Origin of the sequence: Gemmobacter sp. LW-1 (assembly GCF_001303875.1) — a bacterium.
Classification (GTDB): Bacteria; Pseudomonadota; Alphaproteobacteria; order Rhodobacterales; family Rhodobacteraceae; genus Gemmobacter; species Gemmobacter caeni.
This window is the reverse complement of record NZ_LJSC01000005.1, coordinates 60,590-76,426: the sequence shown is the minus strand read 5'-3', so window position 1 is coordinate 76,426 and position 15,837 is coordinate 60,590. Positions and strand designations below refer to the sequence as shown.

23 protein-coding genes are annotated in these 15,837 nt (G+C 64.9%); 15 read left to right on the top strand and 8 right to left on the bottom strand.

Annotation, left to right across the window (positions count from 1 at the left end; genetic code table 11):
• The first annotated feature begins 43 nt into the window (after positions 1–43).
• Genes def (AO684_RS00570) through AO684_RS00545 form a run of 6 tightly spaced genes read left to right on the top strand, consistent with a single transcriptional unit; the run spans position 44 to position 3,230 of the window.
• Positions 44–562 carry a peptide deformylase gene (gene def / locus AO684_RS00570; protein WP_054300791.1) on the top strand — a complete coding sequence of 173 codons (519 nt, stop codon included), beginning with the start codon at positions 44–46 and terminating at the stop codon, positions 560–562.
• On the top strand, positions 563–1,057 hold the full coding sequence (gene def / locus AO684_RS00565; protein ID WP_054300790.1) for a peptide deformylase: 495 nt from the start codon (positions 563–565) through the stop codon (positions 1,055–1,057).
• Entirely contained in the window at positions 1,054–1,557 is a 504-nt protein-coding gene (gene def, locus AO684_RS00560) for a peptide deformylase (protein ID WP_054300789.1), read from the top strand. The genes def (AO684_RS00565) and def (AO684_RS00560) overlap by 4 nt, the downstream gene beginning before the upstream one ends.
• The gene (gene fmt, locus AO684_RS00555) at positions 1,554–2,450 is read left to right on the top strand and encodes a methionyl-tRNA formyltransferase (RefSeq protein WP_054300788.1); all 897 of its coding nucleotides are present in this window, start codon (positions 1,554–1,556) and stop codon (positions 2,448–2,450) included. The genes def (AO684_RS00560) and fmt overlap by 4 nt, the downstream gene beginning before the upstream one ends.
• Positions 2,451–2,506: 56 nt before the next feature.
• Positions 2,507–2,977, top strand: coding sequence for an EVE domain-containing protein (locus AO684_RS00550; protein WP_054300787.1), 471 nt, complete (start codon positions 2,507–2,509; stop codon positions 2,975–2,977).
• A gap of 19 nt (positions 2,978–2,996) precedes the next feature.
• Positions 2,997–3,230, top strand: coding sequence for a hypothetical protein (locus AO684_RS00545; protein WP_054300883.1), 234 nt, complete (start codon positions 2,997–2,999; stop codon positions 3,228–3,230).
• Here AO684_RS00545 and AO684_RS00540 read toward each other — a convergent pair.
• From AO684_RS00540 to AO684_RS00505, 8 genes are all read right to left on the bottom strand, one after another.
• Positions 3,220–3,744 (bottom strand): TetR family transcriptional regulator, encoded by a 525-nt coding sequence (locus tag AO684_RS00540; protein WP_054300786.1) that lies wholly within the window; start codon positions 3,742–3,744, stop codon positions 3,220–3,222. The two genes, AO684_RS00545 and AO684_RS00540, sit on opposite strands and share 11 nt — an antisense overlap.
• A 37-nt stretch (positions 3,745–3,781) precedes the next feature.
• Positions 3,782–4,408 (bottom strand): trimeric intracellular cation channel family protein, encoded by a 627-nt coding sequence (locus tag AO684_RS00535; protein ID WP_054300785.1) that lies wholly within the window; start codon positions 4,406–4,408, stop codon positions 3,782–3,784.
• The gene (gene rnhA, locus AO684_RS00530; RefSeq protein WP_054300784.1) at positions 4,405–4,869 is read right to left on the bottom strand and encodes a ribonuclease HI; all 465 of its coding nucleotides are present in this window, start codon (positions 4,867–4,869) and stop codon (positions 4,405–4,407) included. Before rnhA ends, AO684_RS00535 begins: the two co-directional genes overlap by 4 nt.
• A gap of 27 nt (positions 4,870–4,896) precedes the next feature.
• On the bottom strand, positions 4,897–5,325 hold the full coding sequence (locus AO684_RS00525; protein ID WP_054300783.1) for a DUF3429 domain-containing protein: 429 nt from the start codon (positions 5,323–5,325) through the stop codon (positions 4,897–4,899).
• Positions 5,322–5,930 (bottom strand): LysE family translocator, encoded by a 609-nt coding sequence (locus tag AO684_RS00520; protein ID WP_054300782.1) that lies wholly within the window; start codon positions 5,928–5,930, stop codon positions 5,322–5,324. Before AO684_RS00520 ends, AO684_RS00525 begins: the two co-directional genes overlap by 4 nt.
• Before the next feature lie 66 nt (positions 5,931–5,996).
• The gene (gene ispH, locus AO684_RS00515; RefSeq protein ID WP_054300781.1) at positions 5,997–6,953 is read right to left on the bottom strand and encodes a 4-hydroxy-3-methylbut-2-enyl diphosphate reductase; all 957 of its coding nucleotides are present in this window, start codon (positions 6,951–6,953) and stop codon (positions 5,997–5,999) included.
• 63 nt (positions 6,954–7,016) lie between these two features.
• Entirely contained in the window at positions 7,017–7,454 is a 438-nt protein-coding gene (locus AO684_RS00510; RefSeq protein WP_235451183.1) for a YqaA family protein, read from the bottom strand.
• 58 nt (positions 7,455–7,512) lie between these two features.
• A complete protein-coding gene (locus tag AO684_RS00505) occupies positions 7,513–8,091 on the bottom strand; it encodes an NYN domain-containing protein (RefSeq protein ID WP_054300779.1) in 579 nt (192 codons plus the stop codon).
• Positions 8,092–8,229: 138 nt separating this feature from the next.
• Here AO684_RS00505 and folK point away from each other — a divergent pair, with 138 nt between their 5' ends.
• From folK to era, 9 genes are all read left to right on the top strand, one after another.
• A complete protein-coding gene (gene folK, locus AO684_RS00500; protein WP_054300778.1) occupies positions 8,230–8,799 on the top strand; it encodes a 2-amino-4-hydroxy-6-hydroxymethyldihydropteridine diphosphokinase in 570 nt (189 codons plus the stop codon).
• A 90-nt stretch (positions 8,800–8,889) separates the two neighbouring features.
• On the top strand, positions 8,890–9,249 hold the full coding sequence (rpoZ, locus tag AO684_RS00495; RefSeq protein ID WP_054300777.1) for a DNA-directed RNA polymerase subunit omega: 360 nt from the start codon (positions 8,890–8,892) through the stop codon (positions 9,247–9,249).
• 31 nt (positions 9,250–9,280) lie between these two features.
• A complete protein-coding gene (locus AO684_RS00490; RefSeq protein WP_054300776.1) occupies positions 9,281–11,398 on the top strand; it encodes a bifunctional (p)ppGpp synthetase/guanosine-3',5'-bis(diphosphate) 3'-pyrophosphohydrolase in 2,118 nt (705 codons plus the stop codon).
• Between the two features lie 22 nt (positions 11,399–11,420).
• Positions 11,421–12,113 carry a DUF2062 domain-containing protein gene (locus AO684_RS00485; protein WP_054300775.1) on the top strand — a complete coding sequence of 231 codons (693 nt, stop codon included), beginning with the start codon at positions 11,421–11,423 and terminating at the stop codon, positions 12,111–12,113.
• Positions 12,114–12,138: 25 nt separating this feature from the next.
• The gene (locus tag AO684_RS00480) at positions 12,139–12,888 is read left to right on the top strand and encodes a pyridoxine 5'-phosphate synthase (RefSeq protein ID WP_108128126.1); all 750 of its coding nucleotides are present in this window, start codon (positions 12,139–12,141) and stop codon (positions 12,886–12,888) included.
• A gap of 70 nt (positions 12,889–12,958) precedes the next feature.
• Positions 12,959–13,384: a holo-ACP synthase gene (gene acpS, locus AO684_RS00475; protein WP_054300774.1), complete on the top strand. Its 426-nt coding sequence runs from the start codon at positions 12,959–12,961 to the stop codon at positions 13,382–13,384.
• Between the two features lie 77 nt (positions 13,385–13,461).
• The gene (lepB, locus tag AO684_RS00470) at positions 13,462–14,250 is read left to right on the top strand and encodes a signal peptidase I (protein ID WP_054300773.1); all 789 of its coding nucleotides are present in this window, start codon (positions 13,462–13,464) and stop codon (positions 14,248–14,250) included.
• Positions 14,247–14,936 (top strand): ribonuclease III, encoded by a 690-nt coding sequence (gene rnc / locus AO684_RS00465; protein WP_054300772.1) that lies wholly within the window; start codon positions 14,247–14,249, stop codon positions 14,934–14,936. The genes lepB and rnc overlap by 4 nt, the downstream gene beginning before the upstream one ends.
• Positions 14,929–15,837, top strand: a complete 909-nt coding sequence (era, locus tag AO684_RS00460) for a GTPase Era (RefSeq protein ID WP_054300771.1) — start codon at positions 14,929–14,931, stop codon at positions 15,835–15,837. Before rnc ends, era begins: the two co-directional genes overlap by 8 nt.

The following is a 15,837-nucleotide window of genomic DNA, read 5'->3' as shown; positions in this document are numbered from 1 at the left end:
TGCCATGGTTGCGCGGCGGGCGGACTGCGCGTAAATCAGAGCCATGAAGCGCCCCATCCTTATTCATCCCGATCCGCGTCTGAAAAAGACCTGCGAGCCTGTCACCGAAATCACGCCCGATCTTGCGGCGCTGGCCGAGGACATGCTGGAAACCATGTATGATGCGCCGGGCATCGGGCTGGCTGCGCCGCAGATCGGTGTGATGCGCCGGGTGATTGTGCTGGATTGCGCCAAGGCGCCGGATGAGCCGCGCCCGCTGGTGATGATCAATCCCGAGGTTACATGGGCCTCCGAGGATCTGTCGACCTACGAAGAGGGCTGCCTGTCGATCCCCGAGCAATATGCCGAGGTCGCGCGCCCGGCCCGTGTGCGTGTCGCATGGACCGCGCTGGATGGCAGCGCGCAGGAGGAAGAGTTTTCCGATCTCTGGGCGACCTGTGTGCAGCACGAAATCGACCATCTGAACGGCAAGCTGTTCATTGATTTTCTGGGCCCGCTGAAGCGGCAGATGATCACGCGCAAGATGGAAAAGCTGAAGCGCGAACGCGCGCGGCAGGGCTGAATGACCGTTCTGCCGATCCTGCGCTGGCCCGATGTGCGGTTGGCGACCCGCTGCATGCCGGTGGGTCCGGTGGACGATGCGACGGCGCGTCTGGCCGCCGACATGCTGGAGACGATGTACGCTGCGCCTGGGCGAGGGCTGGCAGCACCGCAGGTCGGGGTGCTGCGGCGCATCTTCGTAATGGACACCACCTGGAAGGAAGGCACCCGCAGCCCGCGCGTCTGCATCGACCCCGATATTCTGTGGATGTCAGACACCCGTGCCGAGGGGCCGGAGGGCTGCCTGTCCATCCCTGGCGTCACCATGCAGGTGCGCCGCGCGCAGGCGATCCGGCTGCGCTGGACCGGGCTGGACGGTAAGCTGCACGAACAGGAGTTGCATGATTTCGACGCGATCTGCGCCCAGCATGAATTCGATCATCTGGACGGGATCGTGATTTTCGACCGCATTTCCCCTGAAGCCCGCGCCCGAGCGCTGGCGGAGTATGAGACATGACCGCCCGCCGCTGTATCCCCTGGCCCGACAAGCGCCTGCAAACGGTCGCCGCCCCGGTGGAGGCGATCACCGACGACGTGCGCGCGATCTGGCGCGACATGGTGGACACGATGGAGGCAATGCCGGGCTATGGCCTTGGCGCGCCGCAGATCGGCGTGATGCAACGGCTCGCCGTGGTGGATTGCAGCGAAGAGCGTGGCAAGGTCGTGCTGATGGCCAATCCCGAGGTGCTGCATGCCAGCGTGCAGTTCCGTGAGCACGAGGAAGCCAGCCCCAACCTGCCCGGTGTGTCTGCCGTCATCAGCCGCCCGCGCGCGGTGACGGTGCGGTTCGTGAATGCGCAAGGCGAGATGGAGGAGCGCGATTTCGTGAACCTCTGGGCGACCTCGGTGCAGCATCAGATCGACCATCTGAACGGCCGGATGTATTTCGACCATCTGAAACCGCTGAAACGCAAGATGCTGCTGCAAAAAGCAGAAAAGCTGCGGAGGCGCGGATGAAGGTCGTGTTCATGGGGACGCCCGATTTCTCGGTCCCCGTGCTGGAGGCGCTGGCAGCGGCGCATGAGGTGGTTTGTGTCTACAGCCAGCCGCCGCGCCCGGCGGGCCGGGGCAAGAAAGACCGTCCCTCGCCGGTGCAGGCCAGGGCCGAGGCTTTGGGCATTCCGGTGCGCCATCCGGTCAGTCTGAAAGGCGCGGCGGAACAGGCGGAGTTCGCGGCGCTGGGTGCCGATGTCGCTGTGGTGGTGGCCTATGGGCTGATCCTGCCGCCAGCGGTGCTGGACGCGCCGCGCCACGGCTGCCTGAACATCCATGCCTCGCTTCTGCCGCGCTGGCGTGGGGCGGCGCCGATCCATCGCGCCATCATGGCGGGGGATGCGGAAACCGGCATCTGCATCATGCAGATGGAGGCGGGGCTGGATACCGGCCCGGTTCTGCTGCGCGAGGCGACGGTGATCGGCCCCGAGGAAACCACCGGCGCGCTGCACGACCGGCTGAGCACGATGGGGGCACAGCTGATCCTTCAGGCGCTGGACCGTCTGGCGGAACTGCGCCCCGATCCGCAGCCCGAGGACGGCGTGACCTATGCCGCCAAGATCGACAAGGCCGAGGCGCGGGTGAACTGGTCCGCTCCGGCAGCCGAGGTTGATCGGCTGATCCGCGGACTTTCGCCCTTTCCCGGTGCCTGGTGCGAGGTGGCGGGCGACCGGGTGAAACTGCTGGGCAGCCGTCTGGCCGAAGGGCAGGGCGCACCGGGGCAGGTGTTGGGCGGCCTGCGCATCGCTTGCGGCAGCGGCGCGGTGGAAATCACGCTGGCACAGCGCGAGGGCAAGCGCGCCATGGCGCCCGAGGATTTCCTGCGCGGCTTCACTTTGCCGGAAAGAGTCGACTGATCCTGACAGCTTCTGTCAGCATGGGTCTGGCAGGGTGTCCCCGAAAGGGGAAAACCATGTCACATCAAGAGCCACGATACTGGGTCATCACCGCCTCTGCCGATCATGCGGCCACCGGGCGCGCACTGGGTATTGTCCAGACCTGCCATGGCAAGGTGGCCCCGTTGCGCCGGATGCGTCCGGGCGACGGGGTGGTGATCTACAGCCCGCGGGATCGTTTTACCGGCGGGGCGCCATTGCAGGCCTTCACTGCGCTGGGGCGGGTGGCGGACGGTGACAGCTGGCAGGTGGATATGGGCGGTGGTTTTCATCCGTTCCGGCGCCGGATGCTGTGGCGCGAGGCCCGGCCTGCGCCGATCCGCCTGTTGCTGGACCGGCTTGACCTGACGCGGGGGCTTGCGTCCTGGGGCATGGCTTTCCGCTATGGCCTGCGTGAACTGACGGCGGCGGATTTCGCATGTATCGCGGGGGCCATGGGCTGTGGCATGGACATGGGCTGGCCCTTGCGCCAAGCTGAGGCCGGATGATCCGCTGCGAGGCATGGCCATGAACTTTCTGCTTATCCTGATCGTCGGCGCGGCGGCAGGGTTTCTTGCCACCCGCTTCATGCGCGTGCAGGCTGATGTACCGACCACCGTGTTCATCGGCACGGTCGGCGCCGGGTTGGCCTGGGTCATCGTGCGGCTGCTGACGCGGCTGGCAAGCTCGGGCCTGATGTTCGTGCTGGCCGTGGCGGGCGCGATGGCGCTGATCTGGCTGTGGCAGCGCTTCAGCCGCTGAGCCGTTTGACCGCGTCCTTCAGGCGGAACCCCTTGCCACCTGCGGGTTGCCAGAGCCTTTGGCCCTGCCATGCCGCAAACAGCAGCGCGGCGGCCTCTTGTGCTTTGGCGCCGCCACCCAGACGCAGGGCAATGGCGGTTTCGACCCGCTGACGCCAGCGGTCGGCGCGGTCCCGCAGCACCGGATCGCGGAAATCGGCAGCCAGATGAGACAGGTCGGCCGCTTCCGGCGTATCGGCCCCCAGAGCCTTGAGGAAGGCCTGCGCCCCCTTGGCGTTCAGCGGCGCGTCGGCTTCGGCGGCTTCGGTTGCGGCCTCCAGCGCCTCCCACCCGGCGGCCAGGGCGCTGTGCACCATCGCCTCGCGCGATCCGAAGCGCTGTACCAGCGTCGGCGCGGCAAGCCCGGTGGCGCGGGCAACGGTCTGGAACGAGACCGCGCGTTCGCCATCACGGGCAATCATGCGCCGGATTTCGGCGTAGACATCAGTATCGGGTATGATCTTCCTGCGGGCCATGTGCCGATCATAGCCACAGGATTGTAAAGGAAAAGCCTCAGCGCAAACCGTCGCGCGGCGGACGGGGACGATAGACCGGCAGGCGCCATCCCAGCGCCACCGATCCGGCCCGCAGAACGAAAGTGGCCGCGGCGCAGCCGATCAGTGCGGTTTCACGACCCGTGCCTGCCAGAGCCACGGCAGCCAGCGCACCCGCGAAGGCGGCGGTGACGTATAGCTCGCCCTGTTTCAGCACCAGCGGCACCTCGTTGCACACCACATCGCGCATGAGGCCGCCCATGCAGCCGGTGGCGACCCCCATCAGGATGACGACCGGCCAGCCCAGCCCGGCATCCAGCGCCACGGCCACGCCCGCAGGCACCGCCACGGCCAGCGCGAAGGCATCAAGCCAGAGGAGCGCCTTGTAGCGGCTTTCCAGAAGATGCGCGGTGAAGAACACCAGAACGGCGGCAAGTGTGGGCACCGCCAGAATGCCGGGATCGGCGATCCAGAACACGGCCTCGCGGTTGATGAGCACATCGCGCAACGTGCCGCCGCCAAGGGCCGTCAGGCAGGCGATGAAGACGAAACCCACCAGATCAAGCTGCGCCCGGCTGGCAACCAGCGCCCCGGTCAGTGCAAAGACCAGAACCGAGGCGTGATCCAGCGCCCCGATCAGTGTCATGCCGCGCCCTGTTTCTTGAAGGGGGCCATGCCCTCACGCGCCAGTTCGTCGGCGCGTTCATTCTCGGCGTGCCCGGCATGGCCCTTGATCCAGCGCCATTCGACCTTGTGCCGTGCCTGCGCCTCGTCCAGCCGCTGCCACAGATCGACATTTTTCACCGGCTTGCGATCAGCGGTTTTCCAGCCGTTCTTCTTCCATCCGAAGATCCAGCCGGTGACACCGTTCTTCACATAGGCGCTGTCGGTGACGACGATGATTTCGGAGGGACGGCTCAACGCCTCCAGCGCGGAAATGGCGGCCAGAAGCTCCATCCGGTTGTTGGTGGTATCGGCCTCGCCGCCATTCAGCGTGCGCTCCTTGACGACGGTTTCGCCCTCGCGCGCGAGCAACAGCACCCCCCAGCCGCCGGGGCCGGGGTTGCCGGAGCAGGCTCCGTCGGTATAGGCGAAAAGCTGGGGCATCGGGTTTCCTTTCCTTGGACGCCCGCCTTACAGCGCCGCGCTCAGGGATGCCAGAACCCCGACGGTGAGCCAGAGCCGCAGCCGCATCCACCAGGCCGGGGCCAGCCCTTCGTTCCAGAACCAGAAATCGAACACCAGCAGCACGGCATATCCGGCCATCAGGGCAAGGATCGGATAGGGGTGCCCCGGCGCCAGCGCCAGAAAGGCCCAGAGCGCGGGCAGGGCCGAAAGGATATAGGCGACCCAGGCCTCGCGCCCTTCGGCCCGTGTGGCAAAGCCCCACAGGGCGCCGGACAGGAAGCACAGCATGACGACACCGTAATGCACCAGCATCCGGTTGCCATCTGCCAGCATCGCGAGCAGCGGATGCGCCACCGGCCAGCGCGCCAGTGACGCCCCGGCCAGAAACGGCGTCAGGCCCAGAAGCCCCAGAACGGCGACCGGCTGCGGGATCATGCCGCCCGCTCCATGGCCAGTTTCAGGCCGAGGCCCGCGAAGGACACGGCAAATGCGCGGCGCATCCACGTCATCACCCGTGCACTGCCCAGAATGGCCCGACGGCCCGAGGCGGCAATGATGGCGTAAAGCAGGAAGGTCACGAAGGTCATGGCGGCAAAGCCTAGGCCAAGTTCGATCATCTGTCCCGGCGTTGCGCCGCTGGTCGGCAGGAACTGCGGCAGGAAGGCCACGAAGAACAGCGGCAGCTTGGGGTTGAGGATGTTCAGCATCACCCCGCGCGTGACGATGCGGGCCGTGCTGGCCGGGGCGGCGGGGGCAATATCCATCCCGCCCCGTCCGCGCAGGACCGCCCAGGCCATCCACAGCAGATAGGCGACGCCCGCATATTTCACGGTCTGGAACAGCACCGCGCTGGTCAGCAGGATCGCCGCCAGACCGGCCAGCGCGACAACCATGTGCAGGATGGTGGCCAGCGTGCAGCCGGTGGCGGCCCAGACCCCGGCACGGAACCCGCCGCCAAGGGTGACGGACAGCGTGTAGACCACGCCGATACCGGGGCTGATGCAGACGATGAAAGCGGTCACGAGAAATTCGGGCGACATGGAAACCTCCGCTGTTTGCGACAGACTAGGCACTCGCGCGGTGGTGGCAAGCCCTTGGATGCGGGTTCACTCGGCCATGCGCAGGATGCGGGGCACCTTGAACTCCACATGCTCCTTCGCGGTTTCCACCAGTTCGACCGTGGTGTCGAACCGTGCCCGGAAGGCATCAATGACCTCGTTCACCAGCACCTCGGGGGCGCTGGCGCCTGCGGTGATGCCAACGGCGCGGATGCCCTCCAGCGCGCGCCAGTCGATGTCGGTGGCACGCTGCACCAGTTGGGCATAGGCGCAGCCATTGGCGCGGCCCACCTCCACCAGACGCCGCGAGTTCGAGGAATTGGGAGCCCCGATCACCAGAAGCGCGTCGATCTGCCCGGCAATGGCCTTGACGCTGGCCTGCCGGTTGGTGGTGGCATAGCAGATGTCTTCCTTATGCGGCCCAATGATGGCCGGAAACCGCGCTCGCAGTGCCGCGATGATGTCGGTGGTATCATCCACCGACAGCGTGGTCTGGGTGATGAAGGCGAGCTTTTCGGGATCGCGCGGGTGAACCTCGGCCACATCGGCAACAGTTTCCACCAACAGAACTTCGCCCGCGGGCAGTTGCCCCATGGTGCCGATGGTTTCCGGGTGGCCCGCATGACCGATCATGATCATCTGGAGACCGTTTTCATGATGCCGTTCAGCCTCGATATGCACCTTACTGACCAGGGGGCAGGTGGCATCGACCCAGATCATCTCGCGTGCCTGCGCAGCGGCCGGGACCGATTTGGGCACGCCATGGGCAGAAAAGATGACGGGACGGTCGTCGGGCACCTCGTCCAGTTCCTCGACGAAAACGGCGCCGAGCGCCTTCAGCCCGTCGACCACGAATTTGTTGTGCACGATCTCGTGCCGCACATAGACCGGGGCGCCCCATTTCTGAAGCGCGATCTCGACGATCTTGATGGCGCGGTCCACACCCGCGCAAAAGCCGCGCGGGGCGGCAAGGTAAAGGGTCAGCGGCGGCTTCGGGTCGGTCATCGGGGGCCTCGTTCGCGTCTGGCTTCCAGCTAAGCCCTCGGACGGCTCAGGTCCAGCCCTCCATCACGTCCAGCCCCAGGAGATGACACCGGCGGTCAGACCGGCAAGAACCGCATAGCGCGCTGTCTTGGCAAAACCGACGATCAGCAGGAACTGCCACAGCGGCACGCGGAAGGCCCCGGCCAGCAGGCAGATCACATCGCCGAGCGGCGCCCAGCTGAGCAGGAGGCTCAGCTTGCCCCAGCGCCGATACCAGCCTTCAGCTCGGGCGAGCTTTTCGGCAGGCAGGCGCAGACGGTGTTCCAGCCTGCGCGCTCCGCGCCCCATGGCCCAGGTCACGGCGGAGCCTGCGGTATTGGCCAGACCGGCCAGCAGGATCATCGGCACAACCGGGGCAGAGCCTGCCAGTTGCAGACCCACGAAAACGGCTTCGGATTGCATCGGCAGGGGCGTGGCCGCCAGAAAGGCGGCCAGCATAAGGCCGGCGAGGGCGAGGAACACGGGTGTCAGATCCGGGCAGGAGACCGGCCACCCTTCTGGGGAGGGGGCCGGAGCCGTGTCACTGGCCGCTGGCTTGCGGCAGATCCTCGCGTTCAACCGCGCGCGGCTCGCGCGGGGGGCGGCCGATCACTTCGCGCAGTTCATCCAGCTCGATGAAATTGTCGGCCTGACGGCGCAGTTCATCGGCGATCATCGGCGGCTGGCTGCGGATGGTCGAGACGACCGAGACGCGAACGCCCTGACGTTGCAGGCTTTCCACCAGCGGCCGGAAATCGCCATCGCCCGAGAACAGCACGATATGATCAACCCGCGGCGCCAGTTCCATGGCGTTCACGGTCAGCTCGATATCCATGTTGCCCTTGACCTTGCGGCGCCCCTGGCTGTCGGTATATTCCTTGGCCGGCTTGGTGACCATGGTGAAGCCGTTGTAGTGCAGCCAGTCCACCAGCGGCCGGATCGGCGAATAGTCGTCGTTTTCCAGCAGCGCGGTGTAGTAGAAGGCCCGCAAAAGCTTGCCCCGGCGCATGAACTCCTGCCGCAGAAGCTTGTAGTCGATATCAAACCCGAGCGCCTTGGCCGCCGCATAAAGGTTTGATCCGTCTATGAACAGCGCAAGCCGTTCGTCCTTGTAAAACATATCATTTTCCCCTCAAATGTCTCGCGCAAACAACGTGTAAACAGGTAAGGCTGTCCGGCAGGCTGCCGCGGGAAACGATAATCGATACCAAGCTGTCCGCGATTTGCACAACCTATACTTAAGAGACTATCATTGAATATGATAAAGGCAAATCAAGCTCTGATTGCATTGGGCGGAAATCTTCCTGCCGAAAATCTCCCTGTGGTTGATGTTTTGCGCGCAGCACTTGCAGAGCTTGCGGGATGCGGTCTGCCACCGACAGCGGTCAGCCGGTTCTACAGGACGCCGTGCTTTCCGGCAGGGGCCGGACCGGATTATGTGAATGCTGCGGCGGTGCTGGACTGCGGGGACAGGACTGCGGTGGAGGTGCTGGCGACCCTGCATGCGGTCGAGGCGCGGTTCGGCCGCGAGCGGGTGACGCGCTGGGGCGGCCGGACGCTGGATCTGGATCTGCTGGCCATGGGCACCCAGGTGCTGCCGGATGCCGCGACGCAGGTGGCCTGGCGCGACCTGCCGCCGGAAGATCAGGCCCGGCAGGCCCCGGACCGCCTGATCCTGCCGCATCCGCGCATGCAGGACCGGGGTTTCGTGCTGGTGCCGCTGGCCGATGTGGCGCCCGACTGGCTGCATCCGTTACTGGGGCAGAACGTGCGGCAGATGCTGGCGCGGCTGCCCGCCGGGGATCTGGCGGATATCACGGTGATTTGACCTTGGGCGCCTCGGACGATCCTCTCTTGTCAAGGGGCAAACTTGGGCTTAAAGAGACCGTTCCATGCCCCATCCTTGACGGAGACACCCATGGCCCGCGTGACGGTCGAAGATTGCGTTGACAAGGTTCCCAACCGGTTCGAGCTGGTGATGCTGGCCGCGCATCGCGCCCGCGAGATTGCTTCGGGCGGGGTTCTGACCGTCGAGCGTGACAACGACAAGAATCCTGTCGTGGCGCTGCGCGAAATCGCCGAGGAAACCCAGTCGGCCGAAAATCTGCGCGAGCGGATGATCGAAAGCCACCAGACCCAGATCGAGGTGGACGAGCCGGAAGACGACCAGATGGCCATGCTCATGGGCAATGGCGAGATGGTCGACCGCCCGGCGCAGGACGACATGTCGGAAGAAAAGCTGCTGCGCGCCCTGATGGAAGCGCAAGGCGACCGCTGATCGGCGGGCAGATACAGGCGGGCAGGGCAGCATGATCGACGTCGAGGATCTGATTGCCCTCGTCCGCAACTACAATCCGCGCACCAATGCCGATCTGATCCGCACGGCTTATGCCTATGGCAAGGCCATGCATGAAGGGCAGTTCCGCAAGTCGGGCGAGCCCTATTTCACGCATCCGGTGGCCGTGGCCGCCATTCTGACCGAACAGCGTCTGGATGATTCGACGCTGGTCACGGCACTGCTTCACGACACGATCGAGGATACCAAGGCCAGCTATGGCGATATCGCCGCCAAATTCGGCGAGGAAGTCGCCGAACTGGTGGATGGCGTCACCAAGCTGACCAATCTGCAACTGACCTCGACCGAGTCGAAGCAGGCCGAGAATTTCCGCAAGCTGTTCGTCGCCATGTCGCGCGACCTGCGGGTCATTCTGGTGAAGCTGGCCGACCGGCTGCACAACATGCGCACCATCAAGAGCATGCGCCCTGACAAGCAGGTGCAGAAGGCGCGCGAGACGATGGAAATTTTCGCGCCCCTCGCCGGCCGGATGGGGATGCAGTGGATGCGCGAGGAGCTGGAAGACCTCGCCTTCCGGGTTCTCAACCCCGAGGCGCGCAATTCGATCATCCGCCGCTTCATCGCGTTGCAACGCGAGGCCGGGGATGTGGTGCACAAGATCACCGCCGATATCCGCAACGAACTGGAAAAGGCGCAGATCGAGGCCGATGTCTATGGCCGCGCGAAAAAGCCTTACAGCGTCTGGCGCAAGATGCAGGAGAAGGATCTGGCCTTCTCGCGTCTGTCCGACATCTACGGCTTCCGCGTCATCTGCGCCTCCGAGGCGGACTGCTACCGCATTCTTGGCGTGATCCATCAGCGCTGGCGCGCGGTGCCGGGGCGATTCAAGGATTACATCAGCCAGCCGAAATCCAACGGCTATCGCTCGATCCATACCACGGTTTCGGGGCGTGACGGCAAGCGGGTCGAAGTGCAGATCCGCACCCGCCAGATGCACGAGGTCAACGAATCGGGCGTCGCCGCGCATTGGTCCTACCGCGAGGGGGTGCGGGTCCAGAACCCGTTCGCGGTCGATCCGGCGAAATGGGTGGCCGCCCTGACCGAGCGTCTGGGCGAGGAAGATCACGACGACTTCATGGAGAATGTGAAGCTGGAAATGTACACCGATCAGGTGTTCTGCTTCACGCCCAAGGGCGATGTGATCCAGTTGCCGCGCGGTGCGACGCCGCTGGATTTTGCCTATGCGATCCACACGCGGATCGGCAATTCCACGGTTTCCGCCAAGGTCGATGGCATCCGCGTGCCGCTGTGGACGCGGCTGAAGAACGGCCAGTCGGTCGAGATCATCACCGCCGAAGGCCAGCGTCCGCAGGCCGCCTGGGTCGATCTGGTGGCGACGGGCCGCGCCAAGGCGGCCATCCGGCGCGGCCTGCGCGAGGATGATCGCGGCAGGTTCGTCAAGCTGGGGCTGGAACTGGCACGTGTGGCCTTCGATCACGCGGGCAAGCGGGTGTCGGACAAGGCGCTGCGTACCGCCGCGCGCATGATGGGCCTGCCCGATGAAACCGAGCTTCTGGCCCAGATCGGTTCGGCCGAGACGACGGCGCGCAAGGTTCTGGAAACGCTTTACCCCGAATTGCAGACCGCGCAGCCCGACGAGGTGGATGTGCAGCGCCCGGTTCAGGGCCTGACGGCCGACCAGAGCTATCGCCGTGCGCCCTGCTGCCAGCCGGTTCCGGGCGAACGGATCGTGGGCATCACCTATCGCGGGCAGGGCGTGGTGATCCATGCCATCGACTGCCCGGCGCTTGCCGAATACGAGGAGCAGCCGGAACGCTGGATCGACCTGCGCTGGCAAAGCGGGCGCCATGCGGCGGTGAATACCGTGACGCTGGATGTCACCATTGCCAATGACGCCGGCGTATTGGGGCGGATCTGCACCTTGATTGGCGAGCAGAAGGCCAATATCTCCGATCTGAACTTCGTGGACCGCAAGCCGGATTTCTTCCGCCTGCTGGTCGATGTGGATTTGCGGGATGTCGAGCACCTGCATATGGTCATGACCGCCCTTGAGGCGGAAAGCGACGTGGCGCAGGTTTCGCGCTACAGGGATCTGGGCCGGAAGCCCTGAGCAAGCCGGGAAAGGCGGGGGCGTGGTCTTCAAACGGCGCAATCCAAGAAGCTACGCACAGATCGTCCGCGATCTGGTCTATCCGCGCGGGGGCATCCGCAGGTCAATCCAGTATGTGCTGCACCGGATGCGCCGCCTGCCGGATCAGCCGCACCGCATCGCCCGCGGCATCTTTGCCGGAACCTTCGTGAACTTCCCGCCGGTCTTCGGACTTCAGATGCTGCTGGCAGCGGGCCTGGCCTGGGTGATCCGGGGCAATATCGTTGCTGCACTGCTGGCGACCTTCATCTCCAATCCGCTCACGACGCCCTTCATCGCTATGCTGTGCCTGAAGCTGGGCCACTGGATGCTGGGCATCGAGGCCCCGATGACCTTTATGACGGTCTATGCCGCCTTTACCGAGGCCGGGGTGCAGCTCTGGCACAATTTCAGTGCCATCTTCACCGGCGAAGTGGCGCATTGGGACAAGCTGGAAAACTTCTTCTGGTTCATCTTCTGGCCCTACACTGTGGGGTCGATCCTCCCCGGGCTGGCGGCCAGCGCCGCGGGCTATTACCTGACCCTGCCGCTGATCAACGCCTATCAGAAACTGCGTGCCGCACGGCTGCGCGAAGGGGCAGAGCGGCGGAAGGCGATGAAGGGCCTTCTTCCTGCGCGGCGTGCCGCAGGGAAAACGCCCTCATCAGGGGATGACGACACGCCCGGCGCAGCCTAAGGTGCCGCCGATGGCAAGGAGAGGCATGATGACTTCGGGCAAATTGCGGCTGGGTGTGAACATCGACCATGTGGCGACGGTGCGCAATGCGCGCGGCTCGGCCTGGCCAGACCCGCTGCGCGCGGCGCTTCTTGCCGAGGCGGCGGGGGCCGACGGGATCACGGCACATCTGCGCGAAGATCGTCGTCACATCCGCGACGCCGATATGGATGCGTTGCGCGCCGGTATCGGCATTCCGCTCAACTTCGAATGTGCGGCAACGGACGAGATGCAGGCGATCGTGCTGCGGCTGAAGCCACATGCCGTCTGTCTGGTGCCGGAACGACGTGAGGAGCGCACGACCGAGGGCGGGCTGGATGTGGCAGGCGACGAGGCGCGGCTGACGCAATATATTGCCCCACTGGCCTCCGCAGGATGCCGGGTCAGCATGTTCATCGGCCATGATCCGCGCCAGATCGAGGCTTCTGCCCGGATCGGCGCTGCCGTGGTCGAACTGCATACCGGCCATTACTCTGACCTCCATGCCGAAGGGCGGATGGCCGAGGCGGAAGCCGAGCTTGCGGCACTGCGCGAGGGTGCGCGCCTGGCGGCCAGTCTGGGGCTGGAGGTCCATGCCGGACACGGGCTGACTTATGACAACGTGGCCCCTGTCGCGGCCATGCCTGAACTGGCCGAGCTGAACATCGGCCATTTCCTGATTGGGGAGGCGATCTATATGGGGCTTGGCCCCGCCATCGAGGAAATGCGCCGCCGCATGGACGAGGCGCGCGCGTGACGCCGGGCACCAGAATTCTTGTGAGAATCTTGCAAATTCCTTTGAAGGGATTCGCGGTCCGAGGGTGGCGATGATCCTCGGCGTTGGCACCGATCTGGCCAATATCGACCGCATTGCGGCCGTGCTGGAGCGGCATGGCGACAGGTTTCGCGACCGCGTGTTCACGCCGCGCGAACAGGCCAAGGCGGCGCGGCGCAGCCGGGCTGAGGCCGCAACCTATGCGAAACGCTGGGCGGCGAAAGAGGCCTGCTCCAAGGCGCTGGGGACGGGGCTGCGCATGGGCATCTCCTGGCGCGACATGGCGGTATCCAATCTGGCGACGGGGCAGCCCGTCATGCATCTGACCGGCTGGGCGGCGGAGCGGCTGGCAGGTATGACACCGCCTGGGCATGAGGCGGTGGTGCATGTCAGCCTGACGGATGATCACCCCTGGGCGCAGGCTTTCGTGGTGATTGAGGCCCGGCCGATGGCCGCCGGGGCGCCGCCGCAAACTTGACTCCCGGCCCACCCGCGCGCATGTAGCGGCGATACCATCTGGCGCCGGTGCGCCGGCAACAGACGAGAGGCGCAGGCATGGCACGCAAGGCGAAATCGGACGGCGGGATTGTCGAGACCATCAAGACGGTGGTTTACGCCCTGCTGATCGCAGGCGTGTTCCGCACGCTGTTCTTCCAGCCGTTCTGGATTCCTTCGGAATCCATGAAGGATACGCTGCTGATCGGCGATTTCCTGTTCGTCAACAAGATGGCCTATGGCTATTCGCAATATTCCTGCCCCTTCGCGATGTGCCCCTTCTCGGGCCGGATCTTGGCCAGTGAGCCGGAGCGTGGCGATGTTGTCGTGTTCCGCCATCCGGTGAACGGATCGGATTTCATCAAGCGGCTGATCGGTCTGCCGGGTGATACGATCCAGATGAAGAATGGCATCCTGTGGATCAATGGCCAGGAAGTGCCGCAGGAACCGGCGGGCACCTTTGAAGAAATCTACGAGCCGCAGGGGCCGATGGGCAATCTTCCGCGCTGCGAGAACGGCCCGGTCGGTGCTGGCGGCATCTGCAAACGCTCGCGTTTCATCGAGACGCTGCCGAATGGCGTGAAACATGATGTGCTGAACATCGACACCAACGGCTTCGGCGACAACACCGATGTGTTCACCGTGCCGCCGGGGCATTACTTCTTCATGGGCGACAACCGCGACAATTCCACTGACAGCCGCTACAGCCAGGCTGTGGGCGGTGTGGGCATGCTGCCTGCCGAATATCTGATCGGTCGTGCCGACCGGGTGATCTTCTCCTCCGCCGGGCGGTCGATGCTGTATTTCTGGACCTGGCGTTCCGACCGTTTCTTCAAGGCTATCGAGTGAAACTGGCTGCCGATCTCCGTGCGTTCGAGGAACGTCTGGGTTATCACTTCCGCAACCCGGAACTGCTGGTGCGGGCGGTGACCCATGGCTCCATCGCCTCTGCCACCCGGCCTGACAATCAGCGGCTGGAGTTTCTGGGCGACCGGGTTCTGGGGCTGGCCATGGCCGAGGCGCTGCTGGCGGCCGACCGTGGGGCGGCGGAGGGTACGCTGGCGCCTCGTTTCAATGCGCTGGTCCGCAAGGAAACCTGTGCCGCTGTGGCCCGGCAGATCGGTCTGGGTGATGTGCTGAAGCTCGGCCGGTCCGAGATGATGTCGGGCGGGCGGCGGAAAGAGGCCTTGCTGGGCGATGCGATGGAGGCGGTGATCGCTGCTGTCCATGTCGATGCCGGTTTCGAGACAGCCCGAGACCTTGTGCTGCGGCTGTGGGGCGGGCGGATCGAGACCGTGGAAACCGATGCCCGCGACCCGAAAACCGCACTTCAGGAATGGGCGCAGGCGCGCGGTCAGGTGCCGCCAAACTATCTTGCACTTGGCCGCGAGGGGCCGGATCATCAACCGATCTTTACCGTCGAGGTGCGGCTGGAAAGCGGCGAGAGCGAACAGGCGAAGGCCGGAACGAAACGGGCGGCCGAACAGGCGGCCGCAAGGGCGCTGCTGGCGCGGATGGAGAACGGACATGGCTGACACGCGGGCGGGGTTCGTGGCGCTGATCGGCGAGCCGAATGCCGGAAAATCCACATTGCTGAACCGGATGGTGGGGGCGAAGGTCTCTATCGTCACCCATAAGGTGCAGACGACGCGCGCGCGCATTCGTGGCGTTTGCATGGAGGGGGCGGCGCAGATCGTGTTTGTCGATACGCCCGGCCTGTTCCGCCCCCGTCGTCGCCTTGACCGCGCGATGGTGGCCGCAGCCTGGGGCGGCGCGGCGGATGCCGATATCGTGGTGCTGCTGATCGAGGCGCATCGCGGGCTGACCGATGGCGTGCAGGCGATTCTGGATGCCCTGAAAGAACGCGGCGAAGGCCAGAAGATTGCCCTCGCGATCAACAAGATCGACAGGGTGAAGGCGGAAAGCCTGCTGGCGCTGGCGCAGGAGCTGAACACGGCGTTTCCCTTTGTCGAAACCTTCATGATTTCCGCTGAACGCGGATATGGTGTGGACAAGCTGCGCGAGTGGCTGGCGGGGCAACTGCCAGAGGGGCCGTGGTTTTACCCCGAGGACCAGATCGCCGACCTGCCGATGCGCATGATCGCCGCCGAGGTTACGCGCGAGAAGTTGACTCTTCGTTTACACGAAGAATTGCCCTACCAGCTGACCGTCGAGACCGAGAAATGGGAAGATCGCAAGGACGGCTCTACCCGGATCGACCAGGTGATCTATGTTGCTCGCGACGGCCACAAGGGAATCGTTCTGGGCAACAAGGGCGAGACGATCAAGGCGATCGGTCAGGCAGCGCGGGCCGATCTCATGGAATTCCTCGACCGCCCGGTGCATCTGTTCCTTCAGGTCAAGGTGCGGCCGAACTGGCTTGACGAGCCTGACCGCTATTCCGAGATGGGTCTGGATTTCCGCGACGGCGACTGA

Excerpts from the sequence above, each read along its gene's own strand:
- AO684_RS00535 (WP_054300785.1), bottom strand. The coding sequence starts at position 4,408 with ATGACACTGATCGGGGCGCTGGATCACGCCTCGGTTCTGGTCTTTGCA.
- AO684_RS00525 (WP_054300783.1), bottom strand. The coding sequence starts at position 5,325 with ATGATCCCGCAGCCGGTCGCCGTTCTGGGGCTTCTGGGCCTGACGCCG.
- acpS (WP_054300774.1), top strand. The coding sequence starts at position 12,959 with ATGATCCTCGGCGTTGGCACCGATCTGGCCAATATCGACCGCATTGCG.
- ispH (WP_054300781.1), bottom strand. The coding sequence starts at position 6,953 with ATGACCGACCCGAAGCCGCCGCTGACCCTTTACCTTGCCGCCCCGCGC.
- lepB (WP_054300773.1), top strand. The coding sequence starts at position 13,462 with ATGGCACGCAAGGCGAAATCGGACGGCGGGATTGTCGAGACCATCAAG.
- def (WP_054300789.1), top strand. The coding sequence starts at position 1,054 with ATGACCGCCCGCCGCTGTATCCCCTGGCCCGACAAGCGCCTGCAAACG.
- AO684_RS00490 (WP_054300776.1), top strand. The coding sequence starts at position 9,281 with ATGATCGACGTCGAGGATCTGATTGCCCTCGTCCGCAACTACAATCCG.
- AO684_RS00505 (WP_054300779.1), bottom strand. The coding sequence starts at position 8,091 with ATGTTTTACAAGGACGAACGGCTTGCGCTGTTCATAGACGGATCAAAC.
- fmt (WP_054300788.1), top strand. The coding sequence starts at position 1,554 with ATGAAGGTCGTGTTCATGGGGACGCCCGATTTCTCGGTCCCCGTGCTG.
- AO684_RS00540 (WP_054300786.1), bottom strand. The coding sequence starts at position 3,744 with ATGGCCCGCAGGAAGATCATACCCGATACTGATGTCTACGCCGAAATC.
- era (WP_054300771.1), top strand. The coding sequence starts at position 14,929 with ATGGCTGACACGCGGGCGGGGTTCGTGGCGCTGATCGGCGAGCCGAAT.
- def (WP_054300791.1), top strand. The coding sequence starts at position 44 with ATGAAGCGCCCCATCCTTATTCATCCCGATCCGCGTCTGAAAAAGACC.
- def (WP_054300790.1), top strand. The coding sequence starts at position 563 with ATGACCGTTCTGCCGATCCTGCGCTGGCCCGATGTGCGGTTGGCGACC.
- AO684_RS00545 (WP_054300883.1), top strand. The coding sequence starts at position 2,997 with ATGAACTTTCTGCTTATCCTGATCGTCGGCGCGGCGGCAGGGTTTCTT.
- AO684_RS00520 (WP_054300782.1), bottom strand. The coding sequence starts at position 5,930 with ATGTCGCCCGAATTTCTCGTGACCGCTTTCATCGTCTGCATCAGCCCC.
- folK (WP_054300778.1), top strand. The coding sequence starts at position 8,230 with ATGATAAAGGCAAATCAAGCTCTGATTGCATTGGGCGGAAATCTTCCT.
- rnhA (WP_054300784.1), bottom strand. The coding sequence starts at position 4,869 with ATGCCCCAGCTTTTCGCCTATACCGACGGAGCCTGCTCCGGCAACCCC.
- AO684_RS00550 (WP_054300787.1), top strand. The coding sequence starts at position 2,507 with ATGTCACATCAAGAGCCACGATACTGGGTCATCACCGCCTCTGCCGAT.
- AO684_RS00480 (WP_108128126.1), top strand. The coding sequence starts at position 12,139 with ATGATGACTTCGGGCAAATTGCGGCTGGGTGTGAACATCGACCATGTG.
- rpoZ (WP_054300777.1), top strand. The coding sequence starts at position 8,890 with ATGGCCCGCGTGACGGTCGAAGATTGCGTTGACAAGGTTCCCAACCGG.